The organism is Exiguobacterium sp. s95, assembly GCF_018618655.1.
GTDB lineage: Bacteria > Bacillota > Bacilli > Exiguobacteriales > Exiguobacteriaceae > Exiguobacterium_A > Exiguobacterium_A oxidotolerans.
On the sequence record NZ_JACSMM010000008.1, the window covers coordinates 60,170 to 77,405 of the forward strand.

Consider the following 17,236-nt stretch of genomic DNA (forward strand, 5'->3'; position numbering starts at 1 on the left):
GGAATGAACGTGAAGCAATTAAAAGTGTTGATGGTGACGTTGATTCTCGCGTTGAGTCTGTTCATCATTGGTGAAAGTCGAATGCTGAAACTGGAAGGATTTTCTGATCCGTTCGATACGACGACACTATACCCGAATTCGAAAAAATCGGAGAAACAGATGATTGCTGATATCTATGCCGCTGCCGAGCGAAATCAGATGGATGTCTTTACGTATGAAGAGACGCCGAATGGCAGTTTCTCAAGTACAAAGACAATTTATGGAACGGAAGGTGTGGAGAAACACCTTGCGAACCAACAGATTCGAAGCGAAACATACGACAGTGTTTTCCTTGGTGACATCACCTTCACGTTCAAACCTTTATACGAGCATCCTCGTCTTGCCTATACACCTAACTTTTACGGGATCGGATCTTCCGATGCCGTAAAAGCATTTAAGATGGACTTGATTGATACATATGCGGGAAATCACCCGCAACTTGGTTACAACGAACATACTGAGCGAAATCGCGTCCTTGGCATCTGGTCGCTCGTCATCATTATCACCGTCCTAATGACATTTTATGAACTATCTATGAATCGTAAAGAACTGTTGGTTCGCTTATCGATGGGAGAACGGCTGTCGCTGATGATTGGCAAGTCCATCGCCTTTGATTCCGTGATTGTGCTTGGTATTTTCGCTTTCAGCTTCGGTCTGTTGCGTCAAGTCACGCCACTTGACCCTTATTGGCAGTTCCTGTTGCTGTTAGTGTTTATCTTGCTCGTCTGCAATGGACTCGTTTATCTGTTGATCGGTCGCTTGCAGATCAAAGAAGCGTTTGCCAACAGTTATCGTTCACGGACGCTCCTGTCGATGACCTATGGGTTAAAGTTCATCACGGCGTTGCTGACAATCTTAATGTTATCGAGTACTATCACAGTTATTACGGAAGCTGTGGCGCTTTATCAGCAACGGGACTTTTTTGAAACGAAACAGACCTATGACTATACCTATATCGGTCACAAGATCACTTCTCCGAATTATTCGGACGAAACGAGTCCTGCACTGTCGGAACAGATTCAGACTGAGCTGTATCGACGCTATCAAACCGATTTCTCGGGAACACTCGTGACACCACTTGCGAACTTTTCGACACGTGATCAGACGGCCTTGATCTTGAACCGGCAAGCATTCGAAGAGATTAAAGAGCGACTTCCGGAAGTAACCGATGTCTTCACGAATAAGTTGACGATTATTGCACCGGAGCAAGCGACACCACCAAGTAAAGAAGAGCTCGATAATACCCTGCAATCACTTGGATTAGGCCCGTTCATCGAACAACAGTATGAGACAATCCGCTATACGACACCGCTCGAACTGACGGCGATTGATCAAAACCTCGTGAGTGGCAGCCTACTCGTCGACGAACCGACGCTGATTGTCTTGAATGATGATGCGAAGACACGGATGAAACTGAAGCAGTTGTCCTCTGTTTTGTTGAGTGACATCATGTACGACGTCAATCCACCGACGTTTGATCGTTTCGTTGAGGAACAGGCGATGACGGATGAATTGTTCATCCGGACGAATGTCTGGGATAAGTACATCGGTGCCTGGGAAACGGCCAAACGGTTAATGAACATGAATCTGATTTTTGCTGCACTGATCATCAGTCTGGAACTGTTGATTATCGTAACTGTCTTGAAACTCGAGTACCAAGTCAACGCGCTCGAGTTATCCGTCAAAAAAGTCATCGGTTACAGCATCTGGCAAAAAAATCGACGGTTGGTCCTCTATACACTTGGTATTACGTCGTTCAGCACTTTAATCGTGACGCTTGCGGTCTACTTCTTTGCAATCGGCCATCCCTTGTGGTTGCTGAGCGGAGGCGGTCTGTTGGCCTTACTTGAAGGAATAGTTTTGGTCGGGCTGATCCGTAAGATTGAACGAGCTAACATCCAGCGGATCCTAAAGGGGGGAAATGTATGATTCAGATTCAAGGCGTATCAAAAACGTTTGAAGGTAAAAGCTTGTTTGAAAATCTGTCGTTACAGATTGAGGCAGGGGATTTCGTCATATTTTCCGGACCGAGCGGATGCGGGAAAACGACGTTGTTAAACATGGTGGGCGCTTTGGAACCGCTTGATGCGGGGAAAATTCTTGTTGATGGACAGGACATCACAAAAAAACGGAATCAACTGGACTACTTCCGAACGAAGATTGGATTCTTGTTTCAAAACTTTGCTTTGGTCGACCAGAAGACAGTTCGACAAAATCTGGACATCGTCCAAAAGAGTTACCGCTCTGGGCGAACGATTGAAGAGGTCTTGTCAGCCGTCGGTCTTGAGGAAAAGATCGATAAAAAAGTCTATATGCTGTCTGGAGGCGAGCAACAACGGGTCGCACTGGCTCGACTGATGCTAAAGAAATGTGACATCATTCTTGCTGATGAACCAACCGGCTCACTCGATCAAGCGAATGCAGAACGGGTCATGACGATTTTGCAGGAGTTGAATGCAAGCGGCAAGACCGTCATTCTCGTCACGCACGATGAAGCAATCAAAAAACAGGGGAACAGGTTGGTGGAACTCGGATGAATCCAAAGAAAAAAGGTTTGCGCATTGCGTTTGGTTTAGTGGCCGGATTCCTATTGCTGAATCTTGTCTGGTACGGGGTGACGACGATTCAGTACAAACCGTTTTTAGCAGCAGTTCCGGAGCACGTTACAGGTGTTCATGCTATGACGAAGAATGGTCTATCGTATAATGTCAAAACACCTGATTATTTATCGTATGTCGGAAACTTAGCGGTTTCGGACGATAAAGCAGGTATTTGGCTTATCATTTGGCCGACCTTGTTCGGAGATGACGAATACGGTGTACGAATTCAAGACAAGCAAACCGGTTATGAACTGATGGTTAACGATCAATTGAAACTGCTCGAACCGGACGCGGAACTACAAGCCATCTTGGATCGAAATAAACCAGAAATCACGCGTCTTGTGGAACACGCGAAGACCGTATTTCCACTTGATTGATTAGTGAACTGTTTCCTGATGAGGGGAGCAGTTTTTTTGTATGAAATCGGCGAGAGAAAACGAATAATCGTATATAACGCGAAAGAAGATAGCGCTGTACTAGATAGTTTATTTTCTTTAAAAATATAGAATATGAATGATTTTGTGATGTGAGGGTAAAAGTAAATGTTAGTTATATGAAAAAAACCAACACTTACGGAGGCGGGAAAAATGAAGCGACTTGACGGATTTCCAACATCATACTGGCGCACTTCGATTGAACATACGACTTATCCGAAATTAGAAACAGACAGTACGACGGACATCGTCATCGTCGGTGCCGGCATCGCAGGACTCGTCGCAGCGGTCCAGTTGATTGATTCCGGATACGCCGTGACGCTGCTTGAAGCGGATCAAGTCGCGAGCGGGACGACCGGGTATACGACGGCAAAAGTCTCATCGCAACACGGATTGATTTATGATCAATTGATGCAGACGATCGGCCAAGAGAAAGCACGTCTCTATTTTCAAGCGAATGAAGAAGCGATTGGGTTTTTACGTGAGCAGGTCGAACGACTCGGCATCGACTGCGAGCTTGAGACGCAGGATGCGTACCTGTACGTCGCGTCCTCAAAAGAAAAGGCCAGTCAACTCGAAAAAGAAATCGAAGCCTATGCCCGACTCGGAATGGACGGGGGAGAGGCGACGGCGGAAGTGCAAGCGAAGTTGCCCTATCCGGTTGAAAAAGCAGTCGTCTTACGTCATCAAGCCCAGTTCCATCCCGTCAAGTACTTACAAGGACTCGCCCGCTACTTCACCGCAAAGGGCGGTAAGTTATACGAACAGACACGAGCCGTATCGGTCGAGACAAAACGGACGCCGACCGTCGTCGTTGAGAACGGACGTAACATCGAAGCGAAAAAGATTATCGTCGCCTCGCATTTCCCGTTCAATGATTTAAAAGGGCTCTATTTTTCAAAACTCGAAGTCCACCGATCGTATATCGTCTCTGGCTTCGTTGATGCAACGTTTCCGGACGGTATGTTCATGAGTGCCGATCAACCGAGTCGCTCACTCCGGCATGCAAAGACGGCAGATGGACGAACACTCGGTTTCTTCGGTGGGGAAAACCATTTGTCGGGACACGAGACACATACGAAAGCCAATTATCAAACGTTGGCGCAGTTCGCGGAAAACGAGTTCGGGGTCGAAGCAATCGAACAGTTTTGGTCGGCACAAGATTTGATTTCGCTCGATAAAGTCCCGTATGTCGGTCAAATGACGAGTGACGATTCGAACCTGTTCGTCGCGACAGGATTCGCCAAGTGGGGGATGACGAACGGGATCGCGGCAGGTCGTCTCTTAGCCGATCTATTGACCGGGAAATCAAACCGCTACCGGTCCTTGTTCGATCCGAACCGGTCGAAGTTGAGCAAGCAGGATGCGAAACAGTTCGTCAAAAACAATGCCGATGTCGCGCTCGAACTCGTCAAAGGGAAAGTCGCACGTGGCGAGAAAGAGGCGGAGGCGTTAGCACGCGACGAAGGTGGGCTCGTCCGCCACGACGGGAAGACGGTCGGTGGGTACCGGGACGAGACGGGTGAACTGCATCTCGTCAAGACGACCTGTACGCATCTCGGTTGCGACGTCAAATGGAACGACGGGGAACGGTCATGGGATTGTCCGTGTCATGGCTCCCGGTTCGATTACGAAGGAAATGTGCTCGAAGGGCCAGCCGTTAAGCCGCTGAAAAGAATGTAACGACAGCCAAAAGGCTCACGATGCGTCGTGGGCTTTTTGCTCGTATCTTCATCAATTTGAGAATTCCTGCTTTATTTTTTATAACATGTGCTATAATTACCTGGTATAAAAAATATTTAAGCGTATAACTATATCGGTCGGGTCGAGTATCATGTGGATGTTACGAATTCACCGTCACGAACGCCGTTTCCTGGTTTCATTCAAGCACATCATCTCATTAGCGTCGTGAACGCTGTAACCGAATTCGAGGAGGAAGCAACACATGAGTAAAGAAAAAATCGCCCAGCTTCGTAAACATGTCTCGCCGTTTGAAAAGGCAGACATCAAAGCGAGTGTCAGGCAGATGATCAACACGATCCTACCGTTTCTCGTCGCTTGGTTTCTCGCCTACCAAGCACTCAAAATCTCAGTATGGCTTGCGGTTCCGCTTGCGATCGTCGCAGCCGGGTTCGTCGTCCGGACATTCATTATCTTCCATGACTGTACGCACGGGTCATTCTTCAAAAACAAGAAAGCAAATGCGATCGTCGGGACAATCACAGGAATCTTGACGTTATTCCCATATGAAAAATGGAAACGCGAGCATTCAATCCACCATGCGTCGAGTGGTAACCTCGACAAACGTGGCGTCGGTGACATTTGGGTCATGACGATCGAAGAGTATGTCGAAGCATCGAAATGGACACGGTTGAAGTATCGTCTCTACCGGAACCCGCTCGTCATGTTCGGTCTCGGACCATTGTTGTTGATTCTCGTCGTCAGCCGCTTCAATCGCAAGGACGCACGGAAAAAAGAACGCATCAACACACACGTCATCAATGCGTCACTCGTCGTCTTGTATGCGGTCATGATTTATGTCGTCGGTTGGCAGGCCTTCTTGATCATCCAAGGAACAACGATGTTCACAGCGGGCGTGCTCGGGATCTGGTTATTCTACGTTCAGCATACGTTTGAAGACTCGTATTTCGAGGATGAAAGCGAATGGGACTACGTCAAAGCCGCGATCGAAGGAAGCTCGTACTACGAGTTGCCGAAAGTTTTACAGTGGGTGACAGGAAATATCGGCTTCCACCACGTCCATCACTTAAGTCCGCGTGTCCCAAACTATCATCTAGAAAAAGCCCACACGGCGACACCACCCCTTCAAAAAGCAACGACGATCGGCTTGTTCTCGAGTCTGAAGTCGCTTCGTTATAAACTATATGATGCTAAAAATAAAACGTTCGTGACGTTCCGCGAAGTCAAACATCTGTTGCGTGAACCAAAAACATCTATATCCTAAGCAAAGTGCTCACCTGTTAAACGGGTGAGCGCTTTTTTGTCTCCGTCTTTAGGCGTAGGTTCCAAGTCGTTTTTCATGGTAAGCTATTCCGATAGTAGAAGGAGGGATGCTACATGCGCCGGATACCGATTGCCTATGTCACAGGAGGCGCCATTCTGTTAGCATTGTTTGGGTTTAGCTCGATGACGTATGAACAACAATCCTTGATTCCATTTTTGACGAACCATGTCCCGCTCGGCTGGGTCGATGCGTTTTCGTTCGTCTCGTTTCATTATGAAGTCCCGATCAGTGTCGCAGCCCTCGGACCGGCCGCATTCGTCGAGTTCTTCATCCGTAAAGGGATGCATGCGGGTCTGTTTTTTGTCCTCGGTGTCAGTCTGGTCCATTTGTTGCGGATGCGACGTTATCGCCCGGTCCCTGCTGCCTTTTTTGCTTTTACGACAGCAATGACCGTCGGCGTGCTCGATGAGTTCCATCAACTCTTGACCGGTGGACGGACGCCGCTCGTCGGTGACGTCTTGATTGACGGGAGCGGGGCGTTCGTCGGGATCCTGCTTTACACGGGACTCCGGCTTTTCTTGAAGGCGGACCGGATCGTCAAAACGGACTATCAACGAACGAGCTAACCAAAACATCCCCCGTTCCCTCAACAACAGTTGAGAAGACGGGGGATGTTTTGATTCAGTTAAAAGCGTTGGACCCACTCGATTTTGTATTGTGTCCGACCGTACTCTTTTCGAAGCATGTTGTCTGCTTTTTTGCGGGCAGTCGTGTGATCACTCGCCCGGATGATCAGGCGATCGGTTTCGATGATTTTTTCGCGTTCGATGACATGGTATTGGATGGTATATTCTTTGTTGAACCGATTCAGTAATCCCATGATATTCACTCCCATATTCTTCATTCTAGTAGTTATTATATGGTATTTACAAATGGATGGCAATCTAAAAGAGAGACTTTCGTCTCACCCTATAATAAATAGTATATGGGTCGAATGGTTTATTAATTTTTTCGATTAGAATGACGATAAAAAGTGTTGTTAAATGCGGGATTTTTCTAAAAATTATTATTTTTTGAATCTTTTTTGAAATGAAATCATGAATCATTTGACCCATTCAGAAAGTCTCGTAATCTAAGTGGAAGATATATTTAGATAGTTTGTTTGAGAATTAACAATAATTAACTTGGAATCTGTTTGGGATTATCGGTATGATAGGGAAGAGTGGTGAAGAGGCCATTCGTGAAGAAAGGGGTCGAAGACTGACCATGCACGACATCAATGAAACGAATCAATCAATCCGTCAAAAGGAACCGGTTGTAAGACGCGAGCATGTGTATTTTTGGTTGTTGCTCCTGACGTCAATCGTGACGGCATGCGGCATACTCGTTCTCGTCATCGAATTTCCGATGGTTGGACTGATGATAGTAAGTGGAGTGGTTGTAGTACTCGGACTGGTTGTGATGAGAAAGTGGATCCAGCTGACGGCGTTACGGAGTGAACAAGTTCGTGTGAGTGAGGTCTTGTTTTACGATCTTCAATCCCGAGTCGCGCATCAGGCGAAAAAACTCGGACTTTGGCGGATGCCGGAGACCTATTTGATCGACCATCCACAGCTGACGACACCACGAATCGTCTATTTTTTGCAAAAGTATACGCTGTTGCTTCCGGCATCGTACCAGTCGCTTGACGATACCGGTGAATTTTTGATCATCCGAGAACTCGCGCACATCAAACGGAATCATCTTGAAAAACGTCTTGTCCTCCTGCTCGGAAGCTGGGTGCCCTTTTTACGCGCGGCCTATGTACGTGCCTGTGAGGAAACGGTCGACCGGATGGCGCTTCGACGGGTCCCGCGTGACGTTGCCGTACGTGGCATCATCAGTTCGACGGTCGGTCGGACGATAGTGGAAAATCTTGATATGAACGTCTACATAACAGAAAAACAAGCAAGGGCATCACTCGCGACAGAAATCGCACAACTGTTTCGGAAGCAACCGGACGTCTTACGGCGTCTACAAGCGACCGGAATCGATGCTGCACATCGGCAGACGATGCGTTGGATCGTCCGAGGGCTCGTCATGAGCGGAACGCTGGTCGCGCTCTTCGGGCTTGCTGTCGTCGGTCGACAAGTCCCGCAACTGTTTGCTGACTTGACGACATTCGTCGAACAAGAAGCCGGAATCGAGCAGGACTTAGGTGAAACGGAACTGATGGCGGCGATTCAAAAGGGGACGCTCGAGGAAATCGAACAGCTGTTACCGACGAGTGATATGCAGGCCGTCGATGCTGACGGTGATACGGCCCTGCATTACCTCGGATACCGAAAGTCGAGTAAGGGGCTTGAAGGTGTGTTTGACGCTTTGATTAAAGCCGGCAGCGACGTCGATGCGATTAACGACTTCGGGGAGCGACCGTTTATCACGGCCGTCTACAGTAACAATCAGGAACTCGTCGCCTTGTACTTGAAACAAGGTGAGAAAATTGACCAGCAAGATGAGGACGGCTATACGCCGCTCCACCATGCCGTTGAAGGTGAAGGCAAGCAGACCGTCAAGCTGTTGCTTGAGAAAGGGGCCGACCCGACGATTAAGAACGAGGAAGGCTATACACCGTTAATGCTTGCGGAAGAATATGAACTCGACGACATCATTCTTTTACTGAAACAAAATGTACCGCAAACGTTATGAAAAAAGACGCTCTCCCGTTGAAGGGAAAGCGTCTTTTCGTTGTGTCTTGTCTCTTATTTGAGCATCGTTGCTGTATCGACGATGCGTCCTTCAATTTTGTAATCGACTTCTTTAAGTGATGCTGTGAAGTCGCGGAGGTTCTCCCAGTCCGAGAGACCGAGATCCGTGACGCGTCCATCTGCATAAGCAGTTGCGAATGGTGTGAGACCGTCGCCGCCCTTCGCAGTGAAAGCATTCGTCGCGATGACGTACGTCTTCGCAGGATCGATTGCTTCAAGTGTTCCGTTGTTGTCGACTTCCATCTTCGTGACACGTTCGCCCTTAACATTTTTGCTGTTGTACTCGAATTTCATGCCCGATACATGGAGGAACCCACCGTTTTCGACTGGAGCGACACCGATGCTAATTTCAAGGAGGTCCTTGATTTCTGCACCTGTCATTTTCGCAGTCGCGAGTGTGTTACCGAACGGGAGTGTCGTTAAGACTTCACCGACTGTGAGTGGTCCGGCATTGATTGCTGCCCGGATACCGCCACCGTTTTGCATCGCGATGACAGCATCTTTGTTGTATTCTTTAGCTTTTTTGAGCATGCCGTCTGTGATCAAGTTACCGAGTGCCGTCTCGCTGTTACGCACACTGACTTCGCCACGCGGGTTTGTGAGTTCATTGACGATGTTCGCCCCGACTTCTTCGTTTTTCAGTTCAGCGATTTGATCCGCATATGGTTTGAGGATCTCCGCAGCTTTCGCGTCTTCTGCTGCTTTTGAGACGTCGATCAGCGAACCGTTGTACTCTGTTAATTTCCCTTTGTAGTCGAACGTCAAATCGAGATTTCCGAGGAAATCACCGTATTGATACGCTTGCGCGATGATTGTCGGTTCTGTTTTACCTGGAACGTCTTCTCCGTCGACGACGACTGGCGCTTCAAGTTTCGAGTGCGAGTGTCCTCCGACGATGACGTCGATGCCGTCAACGTTACGTGCGAGCAGTTGATCATTGTCGACTGCAGCATTGTCATCGAAACCGATGTGTGTCAACGCGACGATTTTATTGACGCCACGGTCTTCAAGTTTTTTGACGGCTGTTTTTGCGCTCTCGATGTAGTTCGCGAAAGCGACCGTACCCGGACTTGAGATTTCCGCAGTCTCTTCTGTCGTTAACCCGAAGAAGCCGATTTTTTGTCCTTTGTATTCTTTAATCACACCTTGGTAAATCCGTCCTTTGTCAGGACCAGCTGTGATTGTTTTCGATTGGAGTCCCGCAAGCAGTTCGTTTTTGCTGAAATCGACGTTCGCCGAGATGAACGGGAACTTCGCGTTCGTAACGAAATCCTGAAGGGCTTGATGGTTGTCCTGATCCCCGAGATCGAACTCATGGTTACCGAACGTCATCAAATCGTATTTCATGTAGTTCATCAACTCGAGGTCGGCTTGACCACGGAATTTATTGAAGTAGAGTGAGCCTGAGAAAACATCTCCTGCGTCAAGTAAGAGTGACGGTTTGCCGGCTGCTTTGTAGCTCGCACGGAGCTCCTTGATGACAGTTGCACGTTTCGCTGCTTTGTCGAGGTTCGCGTGTGTGTCATTTGTGTGGAGTAAACCGATTGAAAAATCATCCTTGTTGACGTCGAGGACATTGATTTTTGCTTTGAGTGTGATTGTTTTACCGAGACGTGTGTATTTTGCGACCGCGTATTTGACGCCTGCTTCATCTGTATCGACTTTTGTCCAATGGACCGGTTTGTCATAGACACGGCCTGTAGCGTAAAGAACAGCTAGTGTTTTCGGTAAGACCGGTTTTTCACCGACGTAGATCGTCTGTTCTTTCACGCTCTCGACGAACTTGACGGCATAGTTTTGGACATAAATCTTCACTTCGATTGGTGATTTTTTCTTCCCGTATGTCCCTTTTACCGTTTGGAAACGGTTAAAGATGTGACGGTCATACTTCTTCCACGTGATTTTTTCGCCCTTGTATGTAGCAGGTAATTTAACCGGGGCACCTTTCTTGAAGACGAGTGACTTGAGTTTGACCGTTTTGACTTTGACATGGGTTGCAGCAGAAACAGTAGTTTGCGCAACCGGCACGATTGCCGATGTCGTCAAGGCGACAGCGACAGCTGCCGCGTAAAGCGGTTTTGATTTGTACATACGTAAAAATCCTCCTTCAAAGTGGGTATATGAATGCAAGGTCAAAATGCGATCGTTGACCTCTTCTTCTACTATAAGTGTTTTAGAAAGCACTGTGCGGATAATGTTTTGTAAAAAACGTAAATTCTTAGGTCGGACGACGGGACAACCGATTGGAGAGGTTTGCTTGTTAGACTGCAGACACTGAAAAAGTGAGTGAAAAACAAATGATAACGCTTTCATTATATGTCGGATTGATTCAAAAGGAAATAAAAAACTGCAAGAAATTTATGTGTCATTCCCATTTTTTGATAATTTGCTTGTAGTTTTTAGTGCCTCTCTCTTGTATCATATAAAGTAATGGACTAACGTGTGAAAGGATGATCAACTGAAAATGAATGAAGCGATTCGAGGAAGTTTAGTCGTTTTGATCCTCTGTTTGATGATTGCCTTACTCGGATGGGGATTATCTTCACCTCCGACGACGATTGGTAGTATGCATGTAATTGATTTTGAGCTGTCTCCGTGACGTGTCCCAGGACATCGATGAGGGCAGTTTTTTTGTCGTTTAGAAAGCTACAGTTTAGTGTCGGTTTCCTCAATACATTGACACGATTTTTAACGATGGCTAGAATTGACTAAGTGTATGGTCGTTATCGACGACTTTTAATATGAAAGATTTGTGCAAGCAGAGAGGGGGGGATAATCGAATCGGGCAGGCGAGAGGCACTGCTAACGGATCGCATTCGTTTGAAACGATCGCGAATCGAATCCGTCATTTTTGACTGGAAGTAACTGAACTAAAATACATGTACCTCTACGGATCGGAAGGAACTTAACTTATGTTGAAAGAAATGAAAAACATCATCCGCGAACAAGTGGAGAATTTTCCACTGATTCGGCGCCTGGCACGGTACGAAATCAAATCGGCGCATGCGGAGCAACGGCTCGGTCTGTTGTGGGAGCTGCTCAATCCCGGATTACAAATCTTTATTTACTGGTTCGTGTTTGGTGTCGGTCTGAAAGGCAACAAGAACGTGGATGGCGACACGCCGTTCATTGTCTGGCTTCTTTGCGGGATCGTCGTCTGGTTCTTCATCAATGACGCGTTACTCCGGGGTTCGAACTCGATCAACAACCGGCTCGCGATGGTGACGAAGATGCGTTTCCCGATGAGTGCGATTCCGTCGTATGTCATCTTGTCGCGGATGTACCAGCATTTCGCGATGTTATTGATCGTCTTCGTCGTCATCTTGCTGAACGGAATCCCGATGACGTGGAAGCTGCTCCAGTTGCCGTACTACATGGCGGCGACGTACATCTTCGTCTACGCGTTCTCACTTTGTTTCTCGACATTGATTACGCTCGTCAAAGACATTCAACTCTTTTTACAATCGATGATGCGGATGCTCTTTTATTTAACACCGATTCTGTGGAACATTGAACGATTCCCGGACGTCTTACATGGTCTGCTTCGTCTCAACCCGGTCTTCTACCTAGTCGAAGGCTACCGGTCGAGTTTACTGGGCGGCGCCTGGGTCTGGCAGGAATGGCCGACGGGACTTTACTTCTGGAGCGTGACGCTTCTATTGTTCACAGCCGGAACTTACTTACACATTAAGTTCCGTAAATCATTCACCGAGCTTGTTTAAGGGAAGGAAATCGCTATGTCTATGATAAAACTCGAACATGTCACGAAACGGTTTGACATGGTTACGACGACGAAAGAAAAATTTAAGTTGTTATTCAAAAATAAAAGCAAGAGCGTGAAAACGTTCACGGCACTCCGTGACGTCACGCTCGACATCGGATCAGGAGAAGTCGTCGGTCTCGTCGGCATCAATGGTTCCGGTAAGTCGACGCTATCGAACTTGATCTCCGGTATCATCTATGCGAACGAAGGCGATGTCGAAATCAATGGTGAAGTCGCGATCATCGCCGTCTCGCAAGGACTGAAGAGTGTCTTAACGGGGCGCGAGAACATCCGGCTCAAATGTTTGATGCTCGGGATGGACGACGCAGAAATCGACCGCCGGATGCCCGGCATCATCGATTTTGCGGACATCGGGGACTTCATCGACCAACCGATTAAAAAATATTCGAGCGGGATGAAGTCGCGTCTCGGCTTCGCGATCGCTGTCAACGTCGATGCCGATATCTTGATCGTCGATGAAGCGTTATCGGTCGGGGACCAAACGTTCTATAACCGGTGTATCGATAAGATGAATGAATTCAAGGACGAAGGCAAGACAATCATCTTCGTCAGCCACTCATTGTCACAGATTCGCAACTTCTGTGAACGTGTCATCTGGCTCGAGTACGGTCAAGTCAAACTCGACGGGACGACAAAAGAAGTCGTGCCGCAGTATAAGCAGTTTTTGACGTCATACAAGAAACTGTCGAAAGACGAGCAACACCAGTACCGCAAAGATCGCTTAAAGGAACAAGCAGAAAACGCGACACCGCGTAAGCAGAACGTCGATGCTGAAGATACGGTCAAACATCCAGGCTGGATCTTGTCCGGACTCGGGTTGCTCGTACTCGCAGCCGGCAGTGTGATGGTCATCGATGAAACGCCATCATTTGCATCACTGACTGACGCAATCGCCAACTTATTTTAAACACCAACGACCAGTGATACGTTTTGTGTCACTGGTCTTTTTTGTCGAGGAAACAGGGAAACGCGAATCAAAAAAAGAAGTAGTACAACGGACAGTACAGCGTTAGACGATTCAGCATAAGGGAGGGCGCGGGATGCAGAAGATTCGAAAAGCCATCATTCCGGCAGCGGGACTCGGAACACGTTTCCTGCCGGCGACGAAAGCGATGCCAAAAGAAATGCTTCCGATTTTGACGAAGCCGACGATTCAGTACATCGTCGAGGAGGCCGTTGCTTCAGGAATCGAACAAATCATCATCGTCTCGGGACGAAATAAACGGGCAATCGAAGACCACTTCGATCATGCACCGGAACTCGAAAACATATTACGGCAAAAAGGGAAGCTCGAGCTATTGAAAGAAGTCGACGCCTCGACGACGATGGCAGAAATCCATTATATCCGGCAAAAGGAACCTAAAGGTCTTGGACATGCGATTTGGAGTGCCCGTCATTTCATTGGGAATGAACCATTCGCCGTCTTACTTGGTGATGATTTGATCGTCGCAGAACGTCCCGGTCTCAAACAGTTGATGGATCAGTATGAGACGACAGCGTCTTCCGTCATCGGCGTTCAACAAGTTGCAGCGGAGCATACACATCGCTACGGGATCATTGATCCGATTGAACAAATCGGGAATCGGTACCACGTCCGGCAATTCGTCGAAAAACCGCCGCAAGGTACAGCGCCGTCGAACATGGCAATCATCGGGCGATACATTTTGACACCGGCGATCTTTACGTACTTGGAGACGCAACAGGCGGGTTCAGGGGGCGAGATTCAATTGACGGATGCGATTGAACACTTGAATGGAATCGAGGACGTCTATGCGTATGACATCAAAGGAGAACGGTTTGATGTCGGCGAAAAGATGGGGTACGTCGAGACGACGCTTGCCTTCGCGCTGAAGGACGAAGAGATTCAAGAGGATGTCAAAGCATTGCTGAAGAAGTACGTCGCGGAGTGGGAAGCTTAAAAAAAGAGGGGGAACCCCCTCTTTTAAACTGTGATTAAGATTGTTTACGTTTGATCCGTATTCAAGTAGGACTTGACGTGAGGGGCTTCGTATTGACGAAAACGCTCGAGTAAGGCTTCAGGTGTTGACTCGACGAGCAGCATCGCTGCATGCTCGGGGATGATGAATCCTTGGGTTTCCATCTGCTTGAACAACGCGATGAGGGAATCGTAGTACCCGTCGATGTTCAAGATGCCGCACGGTTTTTCATGGAGACCGAGCTGGGCCCACGTGAAGACTTCGAAAAATTCTTCCATCGTTCCGGGACCGCCTGGTAAGATGATAAACCCGTCCGCAAGTTCCGCCATCTTTGCTTTTCGGTCATGCATCGAGTCGACGAGGTGGAGTTCTGTCAGGTTCGGATGAGCGATTTCTTTTTCCTGTAAAAAGTGTGGTAACACACCGATGGCTTGTCCGTTCGCGGATAAAATGGCATCTGCGACGGCACCCATCGTTCCGACACGCGAACCACCATACACGAGTCCGTAATCCTGTTTCGCAAGCACCGTGCCGAGCGTCGCGGCGGCTTCCTTGAAAAGCGGTGATGCTCCATCTTTTGAGCCACAAAACACAGCGAGTTTTTTCATGACAATCGTTCCTCCTTCAAGACTGGTCTTTTCTCAACATACCATATCGCCGCGGGAAATTGAAAAGCGACCTCGTCTTCTTAGCGGGAACTTTACATTGATGACGCCATTAGAATGGAGGGGACACCAGTGAGACCTAAAACAATTGTCTGGCTTGTACTGATCATTGCCGCAATTAATTTACTGCTCGGCATTTTTATACCGGAATCACCGACACGGACGACGATCAGTACGATTTTATTAGGCGTGATTCTGCTGTTAGGGGTAGGATATTTCATTACACTGCGTCGATCTTCTAAATGAACAAGCGATCTCCCTGGCTGGATGTTTCAGTCAGGGAGACCGCTTTTTTTTGATGGATCAAGAACACAATAGGTATGAAGGAATATTCTAAAAAATCTATTTTTATACATATTTCCGACACAAAGGTGGATTAAATGTAAAAATTGCACAACTTTCGGGACGTATGACCCGCGACTAAAGTAATGAGAATTGTAAATAATGTGCAAAATACGCATAATATTCGTATTCGAATATTTGGAGGGGGTCTAAGGTTATATGATGATATCAATAAGCCATATAAAAATATTAGGAGGTCATTAATCATGAACTTGAAAAATAAATTAGGTCTTGTTGTTGGCGCACTTACTTTAACTGCTTCAATCGGATTAGGATCAATTGGTTCTTTAAATAAAGTAGACGTAGCAGGAAACAACCTACCGACAGAATTCTCAGTGAAGCGTGACGTGGCAGGAAACAACCTACCGACAGAATTCTCAGTGAAGCGTGACGTGGCGGGAAACAACCTACCGACAGAATTCTCAGTGAAGCGTGACGTGGCAGGAAACAACCTACCGACAGAATTCTCAGTGAAGCGTGATGTGGCGGGAAACAACCTACCGACAGAATTCTCAGTGAAGCGTGACGTAGCGATCAACAATCTACCGACCGAATTCTCAGTGAAGCGTGACGTGGCGGGAAACAACCTACCGACAGAATTCTCAGTGAAGCGTGACGTGGCAGGAAACAACCTACCGACAGAATTCTCAGTGAAGCGTGATGTGGCGGGAAACAACCTACCAACAGAATTCTCTTATAAATACACTGTTTAAAAGTTACCTATTAATTTGAATGTAGCTTAGTTTATTTAATAAAATAATTTCTTTGTACTCTTTCATTCCTAGTAAATCAAAAAGTAAATATGCTTTTGTATAAGCATCTTTTATTTCAGTAAGATCTGCATTGCTAAATTCCAGTGCAGATGCTTTCTGAAATAATAATTGACCTAATAAAGACATATCTTTGAATCTTAAACTATCGAATATACCTTCTTCTATATATGTTAAAGCTTTTGAGATTTGATTCATGTCTAACAACATTTTAGAAAAATTGTATAGAATCCTTATTCTGTCAATCATTAATTCATCGTTATCAAAATTTAGCATTAGTAAATCTTTATAAACTGCTATTCCTCGTTTGAAGTTTTTATTTTCATAATAAAGTGTTGCGATTGCAGATTTTAAACGAATGAGCATTTTAGGAGAATAATACATCGTTGAATATACTTCAGAAAGTTTTTGCAGTTCAACGATGCATGTTCGATAATCGATTTTTTCTAGTCTATAGGCACATAGGTGAAAGTAATATTTGTAAAGTAGCGTGACTTCTTCTGAAAGTGAGTACTTGTTTAGTTTTTCTTTCGATTCATTGAAAATAATTTCGTATTCGAGATTTCTAAACTTCATGAGTAATGAGTCATCTAGAGTTCTTAAAGAATTATATTGTTCGGTATGATCTAAAAAAACGGTAATCGGAACTTGTAATCTCCGAGATAACGCAAACAACAAATCAACCGTCGGTGAATGTGTGCCGCTCTCAATCTTACTGATCTCCGCTTGGCTACAAATCCCGTTCGCTAGATCCTTCTGCGTCAAGTTATGCTTCTTGCGAAGACGGCGAAGGGCGAGGCCAATCTGGGGTGACGTGAATTGATCCATGGGTTCGGTCCTTTCTATCAAGTGGATTCGACTACGTGTCTATCTCCTTATTATAGAAGTGATGCCCGGACAAAACCAACTTTTTACTGTGATAATTCGTCAACGATTTTGATTATCCATTCTAA

17 protein-coding genes are annotated in these 17,236 nt (G+C 46.7%); 13 read left to right on the top strand and 4 right to left on the bottom strand.

Annotated elements, in window-relative coordinates; translation table 11 throughout:
- The first annotated feature begins 9 nt into the window (after nucleotides 1–9).
- The 6 genes from KNP99_RS12255 (at nucleotide 10) to KNP99_RS12280 (ending at nucleotide 6,664) form a co-directional block, all read left to right on the top strand.
- A complete protein-coding gene (locus KNP99_RS12255) occupies nucleotides 10–1,968 on the top strand; it encodes a hypothetical protein (protein WP_088837909.1) in 1,959 nt (652 codons plus the stop codon).
- Nucleotides 1,965–2,576, top strand: a complete 612-nt coding sequence (locus KNP99_RS12260) for an ABC transporter ATP-binding protein (RefSeq protein ID WP_088837908.1) — start codon at nucleotides 1,965–1,967, stop codon at nucleotides 2,574–2,576. The genes KNP99_RS12255 and KNP99_RS12260 overlap by 4 nt, the downstream gene beginning before the upstream one ends.
- The gene (locus tag KNP99_RS12265) at nucleotides 2,573–3,016 is read left to right on the top strand and encodes a hypothetical protein (RefSeq protein WP_088837907.1); all 444 of its coding nucleotides are present in this window, start codon (nucleotides 2,573–2,575) and stop codon (nucleotides 3,014–3,016) included. Before KNP99_RS12260 ends, KNP99_RS12265 begins: the two co-directional genes overlap by 4 nt.
- Nucleotides 3,017–3,226: 210 nt before the next feature.
- A complete protein-coding gene (locus KNP99_RS12270) occupies nucleotides 3,227–4,756 on the top strand; it encodes an FAD-dependent oxidoreductase (RefSeq protein ID WP_215193286.1) in 1,530 nt (509 codons plus the stop codon).
- Between the two features lie 262 nt (nucleotides 4,757–5,018).
- Complete coding sequence (gene desA, locus KNP99_RS12275) at nucleotides 5,019–6,038, top strand: Delta(5) desaturase DesA (protein ID WP_088837905.1); 1,020 nt, start codon at nucleotides 5,019–5,021, stop codon at nucleotides 6,036–6,038.
- Nucleotides 6,039–6,151: 113 nt separating this feature from the next.
- Nucleotides 6,152–6,664, top strand: coding sequence for a VanZ family protein (locus KNP99_RS12280; protein ID WP_214846223.1), 513 nt, complete (start codon nucleotides 6,152–6,154; stop codon nucleotides 6,662–6,664).
- Between the two features lie 59 nt (nucleotides 6,665–6,723).
- Here KNP99_RS12280 and KNP99_RS12285 read toward each other — a convergent pair whose 3' ends face one another.
- Complete coding sequence (locus KNP99_RS12285) at nucleotides 6,724–6,918, bottom strand: hypothetical protein (protein WP_215193287.1); 195 nt, start codon at nucleotides 6,916–6,918, stop codon at nucleotides 6,724–6,726.
- Between the two features lie 386 nt (nucleotides 6,919–7,304).
- Between KNP99_RS12285 and KNP99_RS12290 the strand changes: the two genes are divergently transcribed.
- Nucleotides 7,305–8,726 (top strand): ankyrin repeat domain-containing protein, encoded by a 1,422-nt coding sequence (locus KNP99_RS12290; protein ID WP_251133094.1) that lies wholly within the window; start codon nucleotides 7,305–7,307, stop codon nucleotides 8,724–8,726.
- Between the two features lie 53 nt (nucleotides 8,727–8,779).
- On the opposite strand, the gene KNP99_RS12295 is transcribed toward KNP99_RS12290, so the two are convergent.
- Complete coding sequence (locus KNP99_RS12295; protein ID WP_215193288.1) at nucleotides 8,780–10,876, bottom strand: 5'-nucleotidase C-terminal domain-containing protein; 2,097 nt, start codon at nucleotides 10,874–10,876, stop codon at nucleotides 8,780–8,782.
- A gap of 373 nt (nucleotides 10,877–11,249) precedes the next feature.
- Here KNP99_RS12295 and KNP99_RS15445 point away from each other — a divergent pair, with 373 nt between their 5' ends.
- From KNP99_RS15445 to galU, 4 genes are all read left to right on the top strand, one after another.
- Entirely contained in the window at nucleotides 11,250–11,384 is a 135-nt protein-coding gene (locus KNP99_RS15445) for a hypothetical protein (protein WP_255407413.1), read from the top strand.
- Nucleotides 11,385–11,697: 313 nt separating this feature from the next.
- A complete protein-coding gene (locus tag KNP99_RS12300; protein ID WP_088837901.1) occupies nucleotides 11,698–12,507 on the top strand; it encodes an ABC transporter permease in 810 nt (269 codons plus the stop codon).
- Between the two features lie 15 nt (nucleotides 12,508–12,522).
- Nucleotides 12,523–13,476 (top strand): ABC transporter ATP-binding protein, encoded by a 954-nt coding sequence (locus tag KNP99_RS12305; RefSeq protein WP_215193289.1) that lies wholly within the window; start codon nucleotides 12,523–12,525, stop codon nucleotides 13,474–13,476.
- Nucleotides 13,477–13,609: 133 nt separating this feature from the next.
- Entirely contained in the window at nucleotides 13,610–14,488 is an 879-nt protein-coding gene (galU, locus tag KNP99_RS12310) for a UTP--glucose-1-phosphate uridylyltransferase GalU (protein ID WP_215193290.1), read from the top strand.
- A gap of 44 nt (nucleotides 14,489–14,532) precedes the next feature.
- On the opposite strand, the gene KNP99_RS12315 is transcribed toward galU, so the two are convergent.
- On the bottom strand, nucleotides 14,533–15,114 hold the full coding sequence (locus KNP99_RS12315; RefSeq protein WP_088837898.1) for an LOG family protein: 582 nt from the start codon (nucleotides 15,112–15,114) through the stop codon (nucleotides 14,533–14,535).
- A 129-nt stretch (nucleotides 15,115–15,243) separates the two neighbouring features.
- On the opposite strand from KNP99_RS12315, the gene KNP99_RS12320 reads away from it, so the two are divergent.
- Together KNP99_RS12320 and KNP99_RS12325 are read left to right on the top strand one after the other, a co-directional pair.
- Complete coding sequence (locus KNP99_RS12320) at nucleotides 15,244–15,417, top strand: hypothetical protein (RefSeq protein WP_167331091.1); 174 nt, start codon at nucleotides 15,244–15,246, stop codon at nucleotides 15,415–15,417.
- A gap of 302 nt (nucleotides 15,418–15,719) precedes the next feature.
- Nucleotides 15,720–16,226 (top strand): hypothetical protein, encoded by a 507-nt coding sequence (locus KNP99_RS12325; protein ID WP_215192934.1) that lies wholly within the window; start codon nucleotides 15,720–15,722, stop codon nucleotides 16,224–16,226.
- 3 nt (nucleotides 16,227–16,229) lie between these two features.
- Here the strand turns inward: KNP99_RS12325 and KNP99_RS12330 are convergent, their stop codons facing one another.
- Nucleotides 16,230–17,111: a helix-turn-helix domain-containing protein gene (locus KNP99_RS12330; protein WP_214804261.1), complete on the bottom strand. Its 882-nt coding sequence runs from the start codon at nucleotides 17,109–17,111 to the stop codon at nucleotides 16,230–16,232.
- Nucleotides 17,112–17,236 lie beyond the last annotated feature (125 nt).